Below are 14,787 nucleotides of genomic sequence, written 5' to 3'. Positions count from 1 at the left end.
ATAGGCGCGTCGGAGGCGGCAGAACCGCCTCCGACATGTTCGTTTACTTTGATCAAGCTGCCGAAATCTCGCCGCTTTCGATCTGTTCGCGCTCGATGGATTCAAACAGCGCCTGGAAGTTCCCTTCGCCGAAGCCATCATCACCCTTGCGCTGAATGAACTCGAAGAAGATCGGGCCGATCACCGTTTTCGAGAAGATCTGCAACAGAATGCGCGTCTCGCCCCCGTCAACGACACCTTCACCGTCGATCAGGATGCCGTGTTTCATCATCCGGTCCAGCGGCTCTTCATGACCGACCACGCGGGTCCTGGACATCTCGTAATACGCTTCATTCGGACCCGGCATGAACTTCAGGCCGTTTTCAGCAATGGCATCGGTCGAGGCATAGATGTCATCGCTACCGACCGCGATATGCTGAATGCCTTCACCTTTGTATTTCTTCAGGTAAGACACGATCTGCCCGGTCTCACCGCGGTCCTCGTTGATCGGAATACGGATGCGCCCGCAGGGTGATGTCAGCGCACGGCTGTAAAGGCCGGTGAATTTTCCCTGAATGTCAAAGAAACGAATTTCACGGAAGTTGAACAGGTCGCCATAGAACTTGAACCACTTGTCCATGTTGCCCTTGTAGACATTGTGCGTCAGGTGATCGAGATAGAAGAACCCCTCGCCCCGAGGTTTGGATTCCTTGATCCAGTTGAATTCCTGATTATAGGGCGATGTGTCGTAGTACTGATCAATGAAATAGATCAGCGACCCGCCAATACCCTTGATCGCAGGCACATTCATGGTTTTGTCAGCGTGGTCGTAAGGTTCCGCACCTTTTGACACGGCATGCTCAAACGCTTTTTGCGCGTCCACGACCCGCCAGCCCATCGACGGCGCACAGGGCCCATGTTCGGCCACGAACTTAGCCGCAAAACTGTCCGGGTCAGCATTCAGGATATACGTCACATCCCCTTGCTGCCATAGCTCGACAGAGGGTTTTTCCTTGTGGCGGGCCACCAGATCAAACCCCATCTTTGCGAACAGGTCACGCAGCTCCTGCGGTTCTGGATGGGCGAATTCGACGAATTCAAACCCATCTGTACCGGCAGGGTTTTCTTCGCTGATCACGGATTTCGGGGCATTGTGCGGGAAAGGACCCATGGCGCGTCTCCTACGAAAACAGGAATTTCTTTGCTGATTCAAAAATACGACTTTTCTGACGCTGTTTCTGCGCATTGTTTTCGTATAAACTGCGAGATGACGCGCAAAACGCGCATATAAGTTAATAAAACCAGGATTTTTCCGCACATGCTGGATGCAACCGACAAGCGACTGCTTTCCGCGCTGCAAAAAGACGCGCATCTGACGGCCCATCAACTGGGTGAAATGCTGAACCTGTCGCCCAGTCAAGCGGGACGTCGCCGACAGCGGCTTGAAGTCGAAGGGTACATCACCGGGTACGCTGCCCGGCTGGACCCGCTGAAACTGGGCCTGCAGGTGCAGGGGTTCGTTCAGGTGCATCTGGGCACCCATGGCCCCGAGCAATCCGCAAGCTTTGCCCGCATGGTCGACACCCGCTCCGAGATTACCAGCGCATGGACGATGACGGGTGAGGCAGACTATCTGCTGCACATCTACTGTGACGACCTGTCCGCCCTCAACAGCTTGCTACATCAGGTGATCCTGCCGCATCCTGCCGTTGCACGAGTACAGAGCCAGATTGTAATGGATCAACTTAAACGCGACGCCCCCCTTCCCACCTGAAAAGGTTCCGAGGACACACATGGACGACTTTCTATACCAGGCTTCGATCTATCTGGCAGCGGCAGTCATTGCCGTTCCCCTGTCTGCCAGACTGGGGTTGGGATCTGTGCTGGGCTATCTTGCAGCCGGGATCATAATCGGACCCGTACTGGGGTTAGTCGGAGCGGAAACCGAAAATCTTCAGCATGTGGCCGAATTTGGCGTGGTGATGATGCTGTTTCTCATTGGTCTGGAATTGGAGCCACGCGCCTTATGGGATATGCGCGACAAGCTATTGGGTCTGGGCGGTTTGCAGGTGTTGCTGTCAACAGTCGCGATTGCTGCCGTGGCCATGTACGCCAACCATCCATGGTCGGTTGCTCTGGCGGTGGGGTTGACCCTTTCGCTTTCATCGACCGCGATCGTTCTTCAAACCCTGTCAGAAAAAGGCCTGATGCAGACAAACGGCGGCCGCGCGACATTTTCGGTTCTGTTGACGCAGGACATCGCGGTGATCCCAATTCTGGCTTTGTTGCCACTGCTGGCGCTACCCGCCATGCCGCGTTTCCAAGCAGATGGATCGATTGACCGGGGGGCTGGAGGATCACATGGCGCAGGCGATCACAGTTTGTCGCTGGTTGAAGGGCTGCCGGGCTGGGCCGTTACCCTTGTCACAATCGGCGCGGTGGTGTTTGTCATTCTGGCCGGTGTCTACCTGACAAGACCGTTGTTTCGTTTCATCCACGCAACCCGTCTGCGCGAGATGTACACTGCACTGGCGCTGATGATCGTCGTGGGCATTTCGTTTCTGATGACACTGGTCGGCCTGTCACCTGCCTTGGGCGCGTTTCTGGCAGGCGTTGTTCTGGCCAGTTCTGAATTCAGACATGAAATGGAAAGCGACCTTGAGCCGTTCAAAGGATTGTTTCTGGGGCTGTTTTTCATCACGGTCGGTGCCGGAATAGACTTCGGTTATTTTTTCAACGACCCGCTGGACCTGATTGGACTGGCGCTGCTTGTGATACTTGCCAAGGGGATCATCCTATTTCTGGTGGGCAAGGCCTTCAAACTGCGGGGACGTGATCACTGGTTGTTCACCCTTGGGTTGGCGCAGGCTGGTGAGTTCGGTTTTGTCCTGCTGGCATTTTCGACGAAACAGAATGTCATTCCGCCCGACCTGTCGCAGAAACTGCTGATGATCGTTGCTCTGACGATGTTGATCACGCCGCTTCTTTTCATCGTCTACGATGCGTTGTCGCGGAAGATTGGCGATTCCGCGGCCAGCCCCGAACCTGACGTGATTGACGAAAAGGGCCCGGTCATCATCGCCGGCATTGGTCGCTTTGGTCAGATCGTCAACCGGCTGGTGCGGGCCAGCGGTTTCAAGACAGTCGTTCTGGACCACAATATTGAAACGATTCAGCTGATGCGCCGATTTGGCGTCAAAGGCTTTCTGGGCGATCCCACTCGGCCGGAACTGTTGCGCGCGGCGGGATTGGACAAAGCATCCGTTCTTGTCGCCGTTATGGATGATCACAAGCAAGTCACACGGCTTGTCAGCTATGCCCGACGGCAGCGTCCTGACCTTCACATCATCGCCCGCGCCCGCGACCGGACCCATGTATACGAGTTGTATCAGGCGGGTGCCAATGACATCGTGCGGGAAATGTTCGACAGTTCGCTGCGCGCAGGTCGCTATGTTCTGGAGAATATCGGACTGAGTGAATACGAAGCAGCCCAGGCTGAACAGACGTTTTACCACCATGACAGGAAGGCAGTGCGCGATCTGGCCGAGCTTTGGGTCCCCGGAATGCCAATCGCCGAAAACAAGAAATACATCGAGCGTTCGCAGGCGCTGGAAAAGGATCTGGAAACCGCGCTGCTGGAACTGGCTGAAGAGCACGCCAAGAAATCGGCCTGACCCAGGCCTTTGCCCGGGTCAGGTGCGGGTTTAGCCGTCAGAAACCCCAGCTTCGGCAAAGGTTGCCATGCCGGAATGACAGGCGACCGCGCTTTTCAGAATGTTGATCGCCAACGCCCCGCCAGACCCTTCGCCTAACCGCAGGCCAAGGCTCAGCAAAGGCTCTTTACCCAATTTTGCCAGCACGGCACCATGGGCTGCTTCGGCGCTTTGGTGGCCTGCCACAGCATGATCCAGCGCGCCATCGGACAACTTCCACAAGCAGGCTGCGGCGGCCGAACAGATGAACCCGTCCAGGATCACCGGGATGCGCAACACCCGCGCAGCAGCAATTGCACCCGCCATTGCGACTATCTCGCGTCCACCCAGACAGCGCAGGATGTCCAGACCATCATCTGACGCGTGTTTGGCGACACCCTCGGCCACGACACGGGTTTTGTTGACCAGACCTGCGTCATCCACACCAGTTCCGCGACCTGTCCAATCGGACGCGTCGCCACCAAACAGAGCACAGGCAATAGCCGCAGCCGGGGTGGTGTTGCCAATACCCATTTCGCCGACCACCAAAAGATCAGATTGCGGATCAACGGCCTGCCAGCCAGTGCGCAACGCGGCTAGCAATTCATCCTCTGTCATGGCTGGGGCTTGGGTGAAATCCGCGGTCGGCTTGTCCAGATCCAGCGCGTGTACATCCATCTTCGCGCCTGCGGCCCTGGCCAACTGATTTATCGCCGCCCCGCCATGTTCGAAATTCATCACCATCTGCACGGTCACTTCCGGTGGAAAGGCCGAAACACCCTGCGCGGTAACACCGTGATTTCCGGCAAACACAATGACCTGAGGCGCGCTGATCTGTGGACGGGCGTCCCCTCGCCATCCTGCATACCAGACCGCAAGATCCTCAAGCCGACCAAGCGCGCCGGGGGGTTTGGTCAATTGTCCGTTTCGCTCGGCCGCGCCCTGCACCGCAGCAGCATCCGGGCCCGGCGCCCCCGCCAGGACAGCACGGAACGTGTTCAAATCATTCAGTTCAGGCAGCATGAAAGCCTCATTGCATCAGAGTGGTCCTGCGTGTTTAACCGAAGGATCGAAACCAACAAGACCCCGAAAGGCACGGGCGTGCATAAAAACGACACCAAACCGTTTTCCCTGTGGGATGTTCCGCTGGCCCTGGTGCTGTTGACCCGCCTGCCCCTGCCCCGTTTGCCCAAAGCCGTGTTTGCCCGGCAGGCACAATCGGTATGGGCATTTCCACTGGTTGGGCTGGTCGTTGGCGGACTGGCATGCCTGACCGGTTGGCTGTCGATGAGGCTTCAACTGCCCCCGTTTGTGGCAGCCTCGTTGCTGGTCGCGGTACTGATCCTGTTGACGGGCGCTATGCACGAGGATGGTTTGGCCGACACGTTCGACGGGCTTTGGGGCGGTTTCACCCCTGAACGTCGGCTGGAGATCATGAAGGACAGCCAGATTGGAACGTACGGCGTGCTTGCCTTGATGATCTCGCAGATTTTACGAATATCCGCGATTTCCACCATGCTGGCTGTTGGTCCGATCTGGATGGTTGTTGCAGCTTGCGTATTTTCCCGCGCCCTGATGCCAGCACTAATGGTTCTTCTTCCAAACGCCAGAAAGTCGGGCCTGAGCCATTCAGTTGGCACCCCCGGCGCAGGTTCAGCCTGTATCGCCGTGGGCATCGCGATTCTGGTCGCTTTCAGCTTGTGCGGAAGTCTGGCGCTTAACGCGATAGTCTGCGCGGCTTTGGTCGTCGCGGTATTGGGGCTCGTCGCGAAAGCCAAGATCGGCGGTCAAACCGGAGATATTCTGGGCGCGTCACAGCAATTGGCGGAGATCACGTTTCTGCTTGCCCTCAGCGCCCAGATCTAAGACGCGCCCCCAGTTTCAATTCGCAACGTATCGCCGCAATGTTTGCAATGCACGGCGTCCGGGTCGTGCCGGTACAACCCACAGCTGGGGCATTTGTGACGGACCTTCTGTGGCGCGAAAATTGCCTGCGCCAGCCGGACGAACAAGGCCACGCCAACGACCATAATGAAGACGGAAAACATTTTGCCGCCCGGTGTGACCAAAGTGATGTCGCCAAACCCGGTCGTAGTGAGCGTCGCCATGGTAAAATACAGCGCGTCTATGTAGGGCGTTTGCGCGTCTTCGGGGATAAAAAACACCAAAACGGCCGTCGAGGTGGCAAAGACAAAGACCAGCAGGTTGATCGCCGCGATAACAGCGTCCTCATGCGTGCGGAAAAAACGGCTGTCGCGCCGCAGATCCCAGAGCAGATGATATGAATGGATCAGACGCAGGGCGCGTAATATCCGCAGGAAAGCCAGGTTTCCTGTCAAAAACGGATCAAGCACCAGCGAGAGGACGACCACGATATCCGCCACTGTGTAGATCTGGCGCAAAAATCTCCAGCGGTCTTTTGAAATCCAGAGACGCGCAGCGAAATCCAGAAAAATCAGCACACCGACCAGTTGGCTTGCAACGGTTAAGCCCGGCCCATGCGGGATGTGCGCCGTCCCGACAAAGAAAATGATTGTCGCAACATCGAACAGGATCAGTGCATACCTAAACCAGACCGAAACAGGGTCGTGTCCGATGTACAGGTATTTCACAGTCTGCTTCATGTGCGTCCGGTAATCTGCTGCATACACAGTGAAATTAGCGCCACTTGAACAATTCACCAAGCCACGAAAAAGGCCGCCCCAAATTTGGAGCGGCCCGTATTGTCAATGTACCTTCGATCAGGCAGCGCGTGAGGTCAGAACCTCGTCAACCTGTTTGGCGGCTGACACCTCGCCAGCGCCTGAAACAGCCGCGACCTCACGGGTCAGACGCTCCAAGGCAGCTTCATACAGCTGGCGCTCGGAATAGCTCTGCTCGCGCTGATCATCGGTGCGGTGCAGGTCACGGACCACTTCGGCGATCGAGATCAGATCACCCGAGTTGATCTTCTGTTCATATTCTTGTGCGCGACGGGACCACATGGCGCGTTTCACCTTGGCCTTGCCTTTCAGCGTTTTCATCGCCTGGCTGATCACATCGGGCGAGCTGAGCGACCGCAGACCGGACTCGGTTACCTTGTTGGTCGGAACGCGCAACGTCATCTTGTCTTTCTCAAATGAGATGACGAACAGCTCAAGCGAGAATCCCGCGACATCCTGTTCCTCGATCGAGATAATCTGGCCCACGCCATGGGCGGGGTAGACAACATAGTCGTTCGGGCGGAACTCGAGCTTTTTCGACTTTGTCATTCAGTTTTTTCCTTGCTAGCGGACGGGACACGGACAACAAAAGCACCACATGCGGGGACTGTCTCAGCCCCGTCAGGCGGCGATATTGTCACAAATTCAGAACTCCAAAGTGAGCATACTTACGGAGCGCATCCCAATCTCGGTCATCATGTAGATATAGTATATCACAAATTTACGACGCCCGAAAGTTTACCTTACGGGAATTTATCATATTCAACCTGCATTCAACAGGTTGTGCCGCGGTCTTTATGCCAAAACAGGCCGCTTGGAACGAATCACTCAGCCGCCTTCGCCGGGCGCTTCCGAGAAATACTTCTCCATCTTGCCCTCTTCACCGTCACGCTCCTCCGCATCTGGCAGTGGGTCTTTCTTGGTGACGATCACCGGCCATTGTTCGGAATACTTGCGATTGAACTCGACCCACTCCTCCATGCCCGGCTCGGTATCGGGGCGGATCGCGTCGGCGGGGCACTCGGGCTCGCACACGCCGCAGTCAATGCATTCGTCAGGATGGATGACCAGCGTATTTTCACCTTCGTAGAAACAGTCCACCGGGCACACTTCGACACAGTCGGTGTATTTGCAGGCGATACAGTTTTCGGTGACTACATAGGTCATGGTCGGATTCCTGTTTGCGGTTTGAGCGACTAGCTAATTCAGTCTGGCCCGCTCTTCAAGACAGGATCAGTGATCTTCCGGGCGAGAAAGATCAATAGCACGTCGATCTTTCTTGGTTGGCCGACCTTTTCCCTCGAAACCCGGATTTACAAGAGGCGCTTCCTGCTTTTCGGTCATATCAAAGTACAGCGTTTGCGCCTCGGGCGCCGGACCGCGGCGTTCCCCCAGTTTTTCCACACGTATGACGCGGACAATGCGGCCCTGCGAGAAGGTCAAAACATCACCGGGGGCCACGGCTTGGGCCGGTTTCAGCACCCGGTTTCCATTCAGCCGGACATGGCCGCCACTGACCTGTTTGGCGGCAAGGCTGCGGGTCTTGAAGAACCGCGCCTGCCACAACCATTTGTCAATTCGCAGTTTGGCCTCGGCCATCTTGCGTCAATTGCCGTCCTTCAGACCCATAAGCGCTGCGGCGAACGGGTTGTCGGGATCAATGGCCTTTTCCTTTTTCGGTGGCCGTGACGAGAAGGTCTTGGCCCCCTGCGGCTTGCCGCCCTTCTTGCCGTGCGGTTTGCCACGGCCGTCCTGCGGTTTGCCCCGTGGTTTCCCCTTGCCCTGCCCCGGCTCGCGGCGCGGGCCACGGTTCGGCTGGCGCTGACGACCCCAGGTGAAGGTGTAGAACACTTCAACCTCGGGTTCATCCGACGCAGGTTCCGCAACCTGACCTTCTGCGACGACCTCTGCTGCCGCCTCAGTGCTTTCGGTGGCCTCGGCTGGCGCGGCGACCTCTTCTGAGGCCGTGTCAGGTGCTGGCGTCTCATCGATAACGGCTTGTTCAGCCGCCTCTGTCTCAGGCTGCTCTACCGGGGCCGGTTTGACCTTGTCACGCTCGCCGCGCTCGGCTTTGTAGCCGAGCCCCTGCATCAGGTCTGCAAACTGTTCAAGCGTCATGCCAGTGATCGACAGCATATCCGGCTTGGCTTCGAACCCGCCACGGCTATCTTCCGAACGAAGCATGTCCGCCAGACGTTCCAGCATATCGATACGGATCGATCGGTCGCCCGCATCGCGGTAGCCGCACATGGTATCGTAACCCTGCGGTGCATCCTTGGCGACCGGCACTGTTACCAACCCCGGAGGCGGTGCTTCGGGGAATTCCTGCAAACCGCCATACAGCGCCCACAACACCAGGCGCAGACGCGTCGGTGCGGGCTTCAGCAAGAGCGGCATGAAGATGGTGAACTGGCCAAACCGGATACCGTGCTTGCGCAAGGCGCCGCGGGCGTCCTGATCCAGATCCTTGACCTCTTGCGCGACACCGGCGCGCGGAAGAACACCCAGCGCCTCGACCATGCGGAAGGCAAATCCTTTGGCCAGCCCGTTGAGTTCCTCATCGCGCGACAGATTTAGCAATGGCTCGAACAGCGCAGCGATCTTGCGGTCGATGAAGTGCTGCAACCGGCGCCGCACCTTCTGTTCAACATCCGGACCGGCGGCCTCATCCACAAAAACCTCGACCACGGGCTTGAGAGGTTCGGCCCCGGCAACCAATTTGCCAACGGCATATTCGCCCCACATCAGGCCACCCTGATCGGTGAAATCAATTTCGGTATCGGGCGCATTGTAGAAGCGATCGGCACGCAGATGGAATTGCGGCGCGAGTGCTTGCAGGGATGCCGATTTGAGCGCTTTCGCCTCGGTTCCTTGCGCGCTTTTGTCCGGGCTGAACCGGAACCCTTCCAGACGACCGACGAATTCGCCTTCGACGGTCACTTCACCCTTGTCATTTACTTCGGCCAAAAGGGCCTCCTTCTGCTTGAGCCGCCGCAACAAAACCGATGTACGCCGGTCCACAAATCTTTGAGTCAGTCGCTCATGTAGTGCGTCAGACAGCCTGTCTTCTACAGTGCGCGTTTCGTCACGCCAATGTGATTCGTCACGCACCCAACCGTTTCGTTGCGCAACATATGTCCAGGTGCGAATATATGCCAACCTTTTGGATAACGCATCGATATCCCCATGGGTTTGGTCAATCCGCCGTATCTGCCGGGCCATGAAATCATCGGGAATACTGCCGCGTTCGTGCAGGTGGCCATAGATCACTTCCAGCAGGCTGGCGTGCTCTGCATGGCTGATGCCGCGAAAATCAGGGATTCTGCACACATCCCACAGCAATCGGATGGATGGACCGTCACTTGCGCGGGCGGCAATCTCGGCCTGTTGTGACAGCGATTTCAACACATTCAGGTCATCAGCAGGGCGGGCTTTGATCAGGTGTTCGTCACTCGGGCTGACCTCAAGCGAGCTGATCAGCGCATCAATCGAACCGAACCGGAGAGCGGCATTCCGCCAGTTCAGCTTTTTCATCGGCGTAAACCGGCTGTCCATGATTGCTTGCGCGACACCTTCGTCCAGCGGCGGTGCCTCTCCGGTCACGCCAAAGGTGCCGTCCGACATCCCGCGCCCGGCCCGGCCTGCGATCTGGGCCAGCTCATTCGGGGCCAGCGGGCGCATCCGCCGCCCGTCGAATTTGGTCAGGGATGAAAATGCAACGTGGTTTACATCCAGGTTCAAGCCCATACCGATGGCATCTGTGGCGACCAGGTAATCGACCTCGCCATTCTGATAAAGCTCCACCTGAGCATTCCGCGTCCGCGGGCTGAGGGCACCCATGACCACCGCCGCGCCACCTTTCAGACGGCGCAGAAGCTCCGCGATGGCATACACATTCTCAACCGAAAACCCGACAATAGCGCTGCGGGCCGGCATCCGGCTGAGTTTCTTCGAACCGGAATAGACCAGCTGCGACATCCGCTCGCGTCGGACAAACTGCGCCTCGGGCACCAGCGCCGCAATCGGGCCGCGCATCGTGTCAGAACCAAGAAAAAGCGTCTCGTTTGTTCCGCGCGACCGAAGCAGGCGATCTGTAAAGACATGGCCGCGCTCGGGATCGGCACACAGCTGGATTTCATCAATCGCCACGAAATCCGCACCCATACCTTCGGGCATCGCCTCGACCGTGCAGACCCAATACTGAGTCCGGGGCGGCACGATCCTCTCTTCGCCGGTAACCAAAGCAACAACCGATGGCCCGCGGATGGCGACGATCTTGTCATAGACCTCACGCGCAAGCAGACGCAGCGGCAGACCGATGACACCTGTGCGGTATCCCAGCATCCGTTCGATTGCGTAATGGGTTTTACCTGTGTTCGTAGGGCCCAATACGGCCACTATTCGGGATGACCCGCTCACCTTTGCCCCCTGCCCGGACCTTACAGCGCTGCGCCGTCGATCTGCGGCTTCAGTCGATTCACCGCATTGGTTACTTCTTCGTGGTGGGGATGTATAGCCAATGCCCGTGAATAGGCGTCGTAGGCTTTGTCGGGTTGTCCGATAATCTCAAAGATCAGGCCCAGACCATAGATTGCCTCGTAATTGTTGGGGTTCAGGGTCAGGGCATGTTCCAGATCGGCAGCGGCCATGCCAAACCGTTCGATCCCGAAAAAGGCCGAAGCGCGCAGGTGCCAGCCTTCAGCAAAATCGGGCGCATGGTCCGTCAGGGCGGTCAGATGTTCCAGTGCCGCACCTACGTCACCGTCATCCAACGCTTCGCGGCCACGTTCCAGTAGCAGATCGGCCGATGCTGAACCGGACTGGGCCCACAGAACTTGCAACTGCCGATCCAGGGCAATGGCCTGCTCGGGCGTCGATTGGGCAAGTTGTTGCAGCAATTCGCCCTCGTCCCGTGAATCCGCCTGTTGCGCAAGGCAAGTGGAGGAAATCGTGACTAGGACAAAAAGTGCCGCGACGGTACCTTTGAGATTGTGGATTGCAATGCTCATAACAATAGTCAGTGTAGCGTTGCGACCGGGGATGTCCATTCACGGCGCACTAACAATATGAGGAAAAACATGAGCGAGACACTTGAAAAGGCAGCCGCCGCTTTGAATGAAAAACTGGAAGGCGGCGCGTTTGATGCCTCGGCCAAGTTTGATATCGCCGATCTGGGTGCCATTGTCCTGGATTCCAACGGCGCGCGGGTCAGCGACGATGATGCTGATGTCACCCTAAGCGCGGATGCCGACACGTTCGAACAAATCCTCAGCGGTGAATTGAACCCGACAGGTGCGTTCATGTCCGGCAAGCTGAGCATTGATGGCGACATGGGTGTTGCCATGAAGCTGGCATCGGTACTGGCCTGATGGAGTTCTCGCCGGCCCCTTTGTTTGAAGACGTGGCCGGCGGCCCCGCCGGTGGTAAGGCCCACTGGTTGACGACGTCGGATCAAAAACGCATCCGCGTTGCTCACTGGCTTCCGGACGGAAAGGCACATGGCACTGTCATGATGTTTCCGGGACGCACGGAATACATTGAAAAATACGGCAATACTGCCAGCGAATTCGTAGAGCGTGGGTTCGCCATGCTGGCCGTCGACTGGCGCGGTCAGGGTCTTGCAGATCGGTTGCTGGACGATGCTCGGGTCGGACATGTCGATCAGTTCACCGATTACCAGCAGGACGTTCAGGTCACCCTGAAACTTGCAGGCGCGCTGGACCTGCCGAAACCGTGGTACGTGGTTGGGCATTCGATGGGCGGTGCAATCGGGTTGCGTGCCGTCATCGAGAATGGCTGCTTTGCCGCATGTGCCTTCACGGGCCCTATGTGGGGAATTTTCTTCACTCCGGTCATGAAACCCCTAAGCCGCGTGACAGCCTATTGGGGCACAGCACTTGGCCTGGGCGAGCGCACACCCCCCACCACAACGCTCAAAAGCTATGTTCTGTCGCAACCTTTCGAGGGAAATATGCTGACCCGTGACCCGGACATGTACCGGATGATGCAGGATCAGTTGAACGCACATCCTGAACTCGCGCTGGGTGCCCCTTCAAACCTGTGGCTGCGCGAGTCGCTGGACGAATGTGCATGGTTGATGGAACAGCCCGCCCCGAAAACTCCGTGCCTGACATTTTTGGGCAGCCATGAGCAAATTGTGGACCGCAAGGCAATTCGTGCGCGCATGGCCAATTGGCCCAACGGAACGCTGATCGAAATTCCGGATGGTGAACACGAGGTGCTGATGGAAGCACCCGAGGTTCGAGGGCCTGTTCTGGACCAGATCGCGGCGCATTTTCTGGCCAACCAGGCCAATGGCGCTTCCAAGCTGGTTTCCTCGTAAACCTTTTCACCTTTGGGATTGGCCGCTTGTGATCCGGGCGCGCCAGCCCTAGATGTTTGCAAAAGCAGTCTACTAAAGGTGACCCATGCGCAACCTTCCCTTCCCTGTCCGTGACGCGAACGCAACCGGTGGTTCCGGCAATCTGGGCAATCTTCCGGAATGGGATCTGAGCGATCTCTATACCTCGGAAGACGCACCCGAATTAGCGCGCGATCTGGATTGGCTGGAAGGTGAATGTGCCGCGTTTGCTGCTGATTACGAAGGCAAGCTGGCCGGTCTGGAGGCCGCAGACCTGCTGACCTGTGTGCATCGCAACGAAAAGATTAACGCCATCGCCGGGCGTATCATGTCCTTTGCCGGTCTGCGCTATTATCAACTGACCACAGATGCAGAGCGCGCCAAATTCCTGTCGGACATGCAGGAAAAGATCACGATCTTCACCACTCCGCTTGTGTTCTTCACGCTCGAGATCAACCGGATCGAAGACGTTGTTCTGAAAGCGCATTTTGCGGCGAACACGGATCTCGCCCGCTACGAACCTGTGTTCCGTCGCATCCGCGCAATGAAGCCCTATCAGCTGTCTGATGAACTGGAAAAGTTCCTTCATGATCTGGGGGTTGTCGGCGACGCGTGGGAACGTCTGTTCGACGAAACGATTGCCGGACTGGCCTTCCATGTCGACGGTGAAGAACTGAACATCGAAGGCACCCTGAATCTGCTGACGGAACAGGACCGCGCGAAACGTGAGGCCGCGGCGCGTGAACTGGCTTCGGTCTTTCAGGACAATATCAAAACCTTTGCCCGCGTTCACAACACGCAGGCCAAAGAGAAAGAAATCGTCGACCGCTGGCGCAAGATGCCGACCGCTCAGACCGGGCGTCACCTGTCGAATGATGTCGAGCCCGAGGTGGTCGAGGCCCTGCGCGAGGCGGTCGTGGCCGCCTACCCCAAGCTGAGCCATCGCTATTATGAGCTGAAGCGCAAGTGGCTTGGACTGGACGTCATGCAGGTCTGGGACCGCAACGCGCCCCTGCCCATGGAAGACACGCGTATCGTGAATTGGGAAGAGGCCCAAAAGACGGTGATGAACGCGTATAATGCCTTTGACCCCCGGATGGGTGAAATCGCGGCGCCTTTCTTCTCAAAAGGATGGATCGACGCGGCGGTGAAACCGGGCAAAGCGCCGGGGGCCTTCGCCCATCCGACGGTCACCGATGTCCACCCCTATGTGATGCTCAACTATCTGGGCAAACCGCGCGATGTGATGACGCTTGCCCATGAACTGGGTCACGGCGTCCATCAGGTGCTGGCCGCCGGTCAGGGCGAGATGCTGTCATCCACCCCGCTGACACTGGCGGAAACCGCCTCAGTCTTTGGTGAGATGCTGACATTCCGCAAGATGCTGGACCAGGCCGAAACCCCGGAACAGCGCAAGGTACTGCTGGCCGGCAAGGTCGAAGATATGATCAACACGGTGGTCCGCCAGATTGCCTTCTACGACTTTGAATGCAAGCTGCACACCGCCCGGCGCGAGGGCGAGCTGACCCCGGATGACATCAACGCCCTGTGGATGAGCGTTCAGGCCGAAAGCCTTGGCCCCGCATTTGAATTCATGGACGGGTACGAGACTTTCTGGGCTTACATCCCGCACTTCGTCCACTCGCCCTTCTACGTCTATGCCTACGCCTTCGGCGACGGGTTGGTGAACGCGCTCTATTCCGTTTACGAAAGCGGCGCGGATGGGTTTGAGGACAAGTATTTCGACATGCTGCGCGCTGGTGGTTCAATGCACCACAAGGAATTGCTGGCCCCGTTCGGCCTGGACGCCAGCGATCCCAAGTTCTGGGATAAAGGCCTGTCGATGATCTCTGGCTTCATTGACGAGCTGGAGGCGATGGAGGGCTGAGACGCCCTCGACAGAGGGTGGCGGCATCTGCCTTGCTGAAATAACCTGCCATGCCTGGCAATGTCACGCCCAAGGGGCTCCTGAATGCCCGCTAAGCGGACAAAGCCTCGTTTCTCTGCGATCGCACCAATGGCGGCTCAGGGTTGGCAGGGCAGAAACGTATGT

General features: G+C 57.6%; 14 protein-coding genes. 6 read left to right on the top strand and 8 right to left on the bottom strand.

The window, feature by feature from the left end; translation table 11 throughout:
• Positions 1-52: 52 nt before the first annotated feature.
• Complete coding sequence (hppD, locus tag ACR0ES_RS00130; RefSeq protein WP_480583742.1) at positions 53-1,150, bottom strand: 4-hydroxyphenylpyruvate dioxygenase; 1,098 nt, start codon at positions 1,148-1,150, stop codon at positions 53-55.
• A gap of 147 nt (positions 1,151-1,297) precedes the next feature.
• Here hppD and ACR0ES_RS00125 point away from each other — a divergent pair, with 147 nt between their 5' ends.
• Both ACR0ES_RS00125 and ACR0ES_RS00120 read left to right on the top strand, forming a co-directional pair.
• The gene (locus ACR0ES_RS00125) at positions 1,298-1,753 is read left to right on the top strand and encodes an Lrp/AsnC family transcriptional regulator (RefSeq protein WP_480565199.1); all 456 of its coding nucleotides are present in this window, start codon (positions 1,298-1,300) and stop codon (positions 1,751-1,753) included.
• Positions 1,754-1,772: 19 nt separating this feature from the next.
• Positions 1,773-3,653, top strand: coding sequence for a monovalent cation:proton antiporter-2 (CPA2) family protein (locus ACR0ES_RS00120; protein WP_480565201.1), 1,881 nt, complete (start codon positions 1,773-1,775; stop codon positions 3,651-3,653).
• Between the two features lie 30 nt (positions 3,654-3,683).
• Here the strand turns inward: ACR0ES_RS00120 and cobT are convergent, their stop codons facing one another.
• Complete coding sequence (gene cobT, locus ACR0ES_RS00115) at positions 3,684-4,694, bottom strand: nicotinate-nucleotide--dimethylbenzimidazole phosphoribosyltransferase (RefSeq protein ID WP_480537630.1); 1,011 nt, start codon at positions 4,692-4,694, stop codon at positions 3,684-3,686.
• Positions 4,695-4,724: 30 nt separating this feature from the next.
• Between cobT and cobS the strand changes: the two genes are divergently transcribed.
• A complete protein-coding gene (cobS, locus tag ACR0ES_RS00110; protein ID WP_480485943.1) occupies positions 4,725-5,537 on the top strand; it encodes an adenosylcobinamide-GDP ribazoletransferase in 813 nt (270 codons plus the stop codon).
• On the opposite strand, the gene ACR0ES_RS00105 is transcribed toward cobS, so the two are convergent.
• From ACR0ES_RS00105 to ACR0ES_RS00080, 6 genes are all read right to left on the bottom strand, one after another.
• Complete coding sequence (locus ACR0ES_RS00105; RefSeq protein WP_480485945.1) at positions 5,534-6,295, bottom strand: potassium channel family protein; 762 nt, start codon at positions 6,293-6,295, stop codon at positions 5,534-5,536. The two genes, cobS and ACR0ES_RS00105, sit on opposite strands and share 4 nt — an antisense overlap.
• Before the next feature lie 117 nt (positions 6,296-6,412).
• On the bottom strand, positions 6,413-6,922 hold the full coding sequence (locus ACR0ES_RS00100; protein ID WP_209504207.1) for a CarD family transcriptional regulator: 510 nt from the start codon (positions 6,920-6,922) through the stop codon (positions 6,413-6,415).
• A 279-nt stretch (positions 6,923-7,201) separates the two neighbouring features.
• Entirely contained in the window at positions 7,202-7,540 is a 339-nt protein-coding gene (fdxA, locus tag ACR0ES_RS00095; RefSeq protein WP_170616129.1) for a ferredoxin FdxA, read from the bottom strand.
• Between the two features lie 66 nt (positions 7,541-7,606).
• Entirely contained in the window at positions 7,607-7,972 is a 366-nt protein-coding gene (locus ACR0ES_RS00090; RefSeq protein ID WP_209504209.1) for an RNA-binding S4 domain-containing protein, read from the bottom strand.
• A gap of 6 nt (positions 7,973-7,978) precedes the next feature.
• Entirely contained in the window at positions 7,979-10,792 is a 2,814-nt protein-coding gene (locus ACR0ES_RS00085) for a helicase-related protein (protein WP_480481372.1), read from the bottom strand.
• A gap of 20 nt (positions 10,793-10,812) precedes the next feature.
• A complete protein-coding gene (locus ACR0ES_RS00080; protein WP_480565207.1) occupies positions 10,813-11,382 on the bottom strand; it encodes a tetratricopeptide repeat protein in 570 nt (189 codons plus the stop codon).
• Positions 11,383-11,451: 69 nt separating this feature from the next.
• Between ACR0ES_RS00080 and ACR0ES_RS00075 the strand changes: the two genes are divergently transcribed.
• From ACR0ES_RS00075 to ACR0ES_RS00065, 3 genes are all read left to right on the top strand, one after another.
• A complete protein-coding gene (locus ACR0ES_RS00075; protein ID WP_209504212.1) occupies positions 11,452-11,742 on the top strand; it encodes an SCP2 sterol-binding domain-containing protein in 291 nt (96 codons plus the stop codon).
• Positions 11,742-12,716 (top strand): alpha/beta hydrolase, encoded by a 975-nt coding sequence (locus ACR0ES_RS00070; RefSeq protein ID WP_267364481.1) that lies wholly within the window; start codon positions 11,742-11,744, stop codon positions 12,714-12,716. Before ACR0ES_RS00075 ends, ACR0ES_RS00070 begins: the two co-directional genes overlap by 1 nt.
• A gap of 85 nt (positions 12,717-12,801) precedes the next feature.
• Positions 12,802-14,622, top strand: coding sequence for a M3 family oligoendopeptidase (locus ACR0ES_RS00065; RefSeq protein WP_480772583.1), 1,821 nt, complete (start codon positions 12,802-12,804; stop codon positions 14,620-14,622).
• The last annotated feature ends 165 nt before the right edge of the window (positions 14,623-14,787 follow it).

It is taken from the genome of Ruegeria sp. N7 (assembly GCF_056531345.1).
Note: the sequence above shows the minus strand (reverse complement) of the source record. Positions and strands in the feature narration are given on the sequence as shown.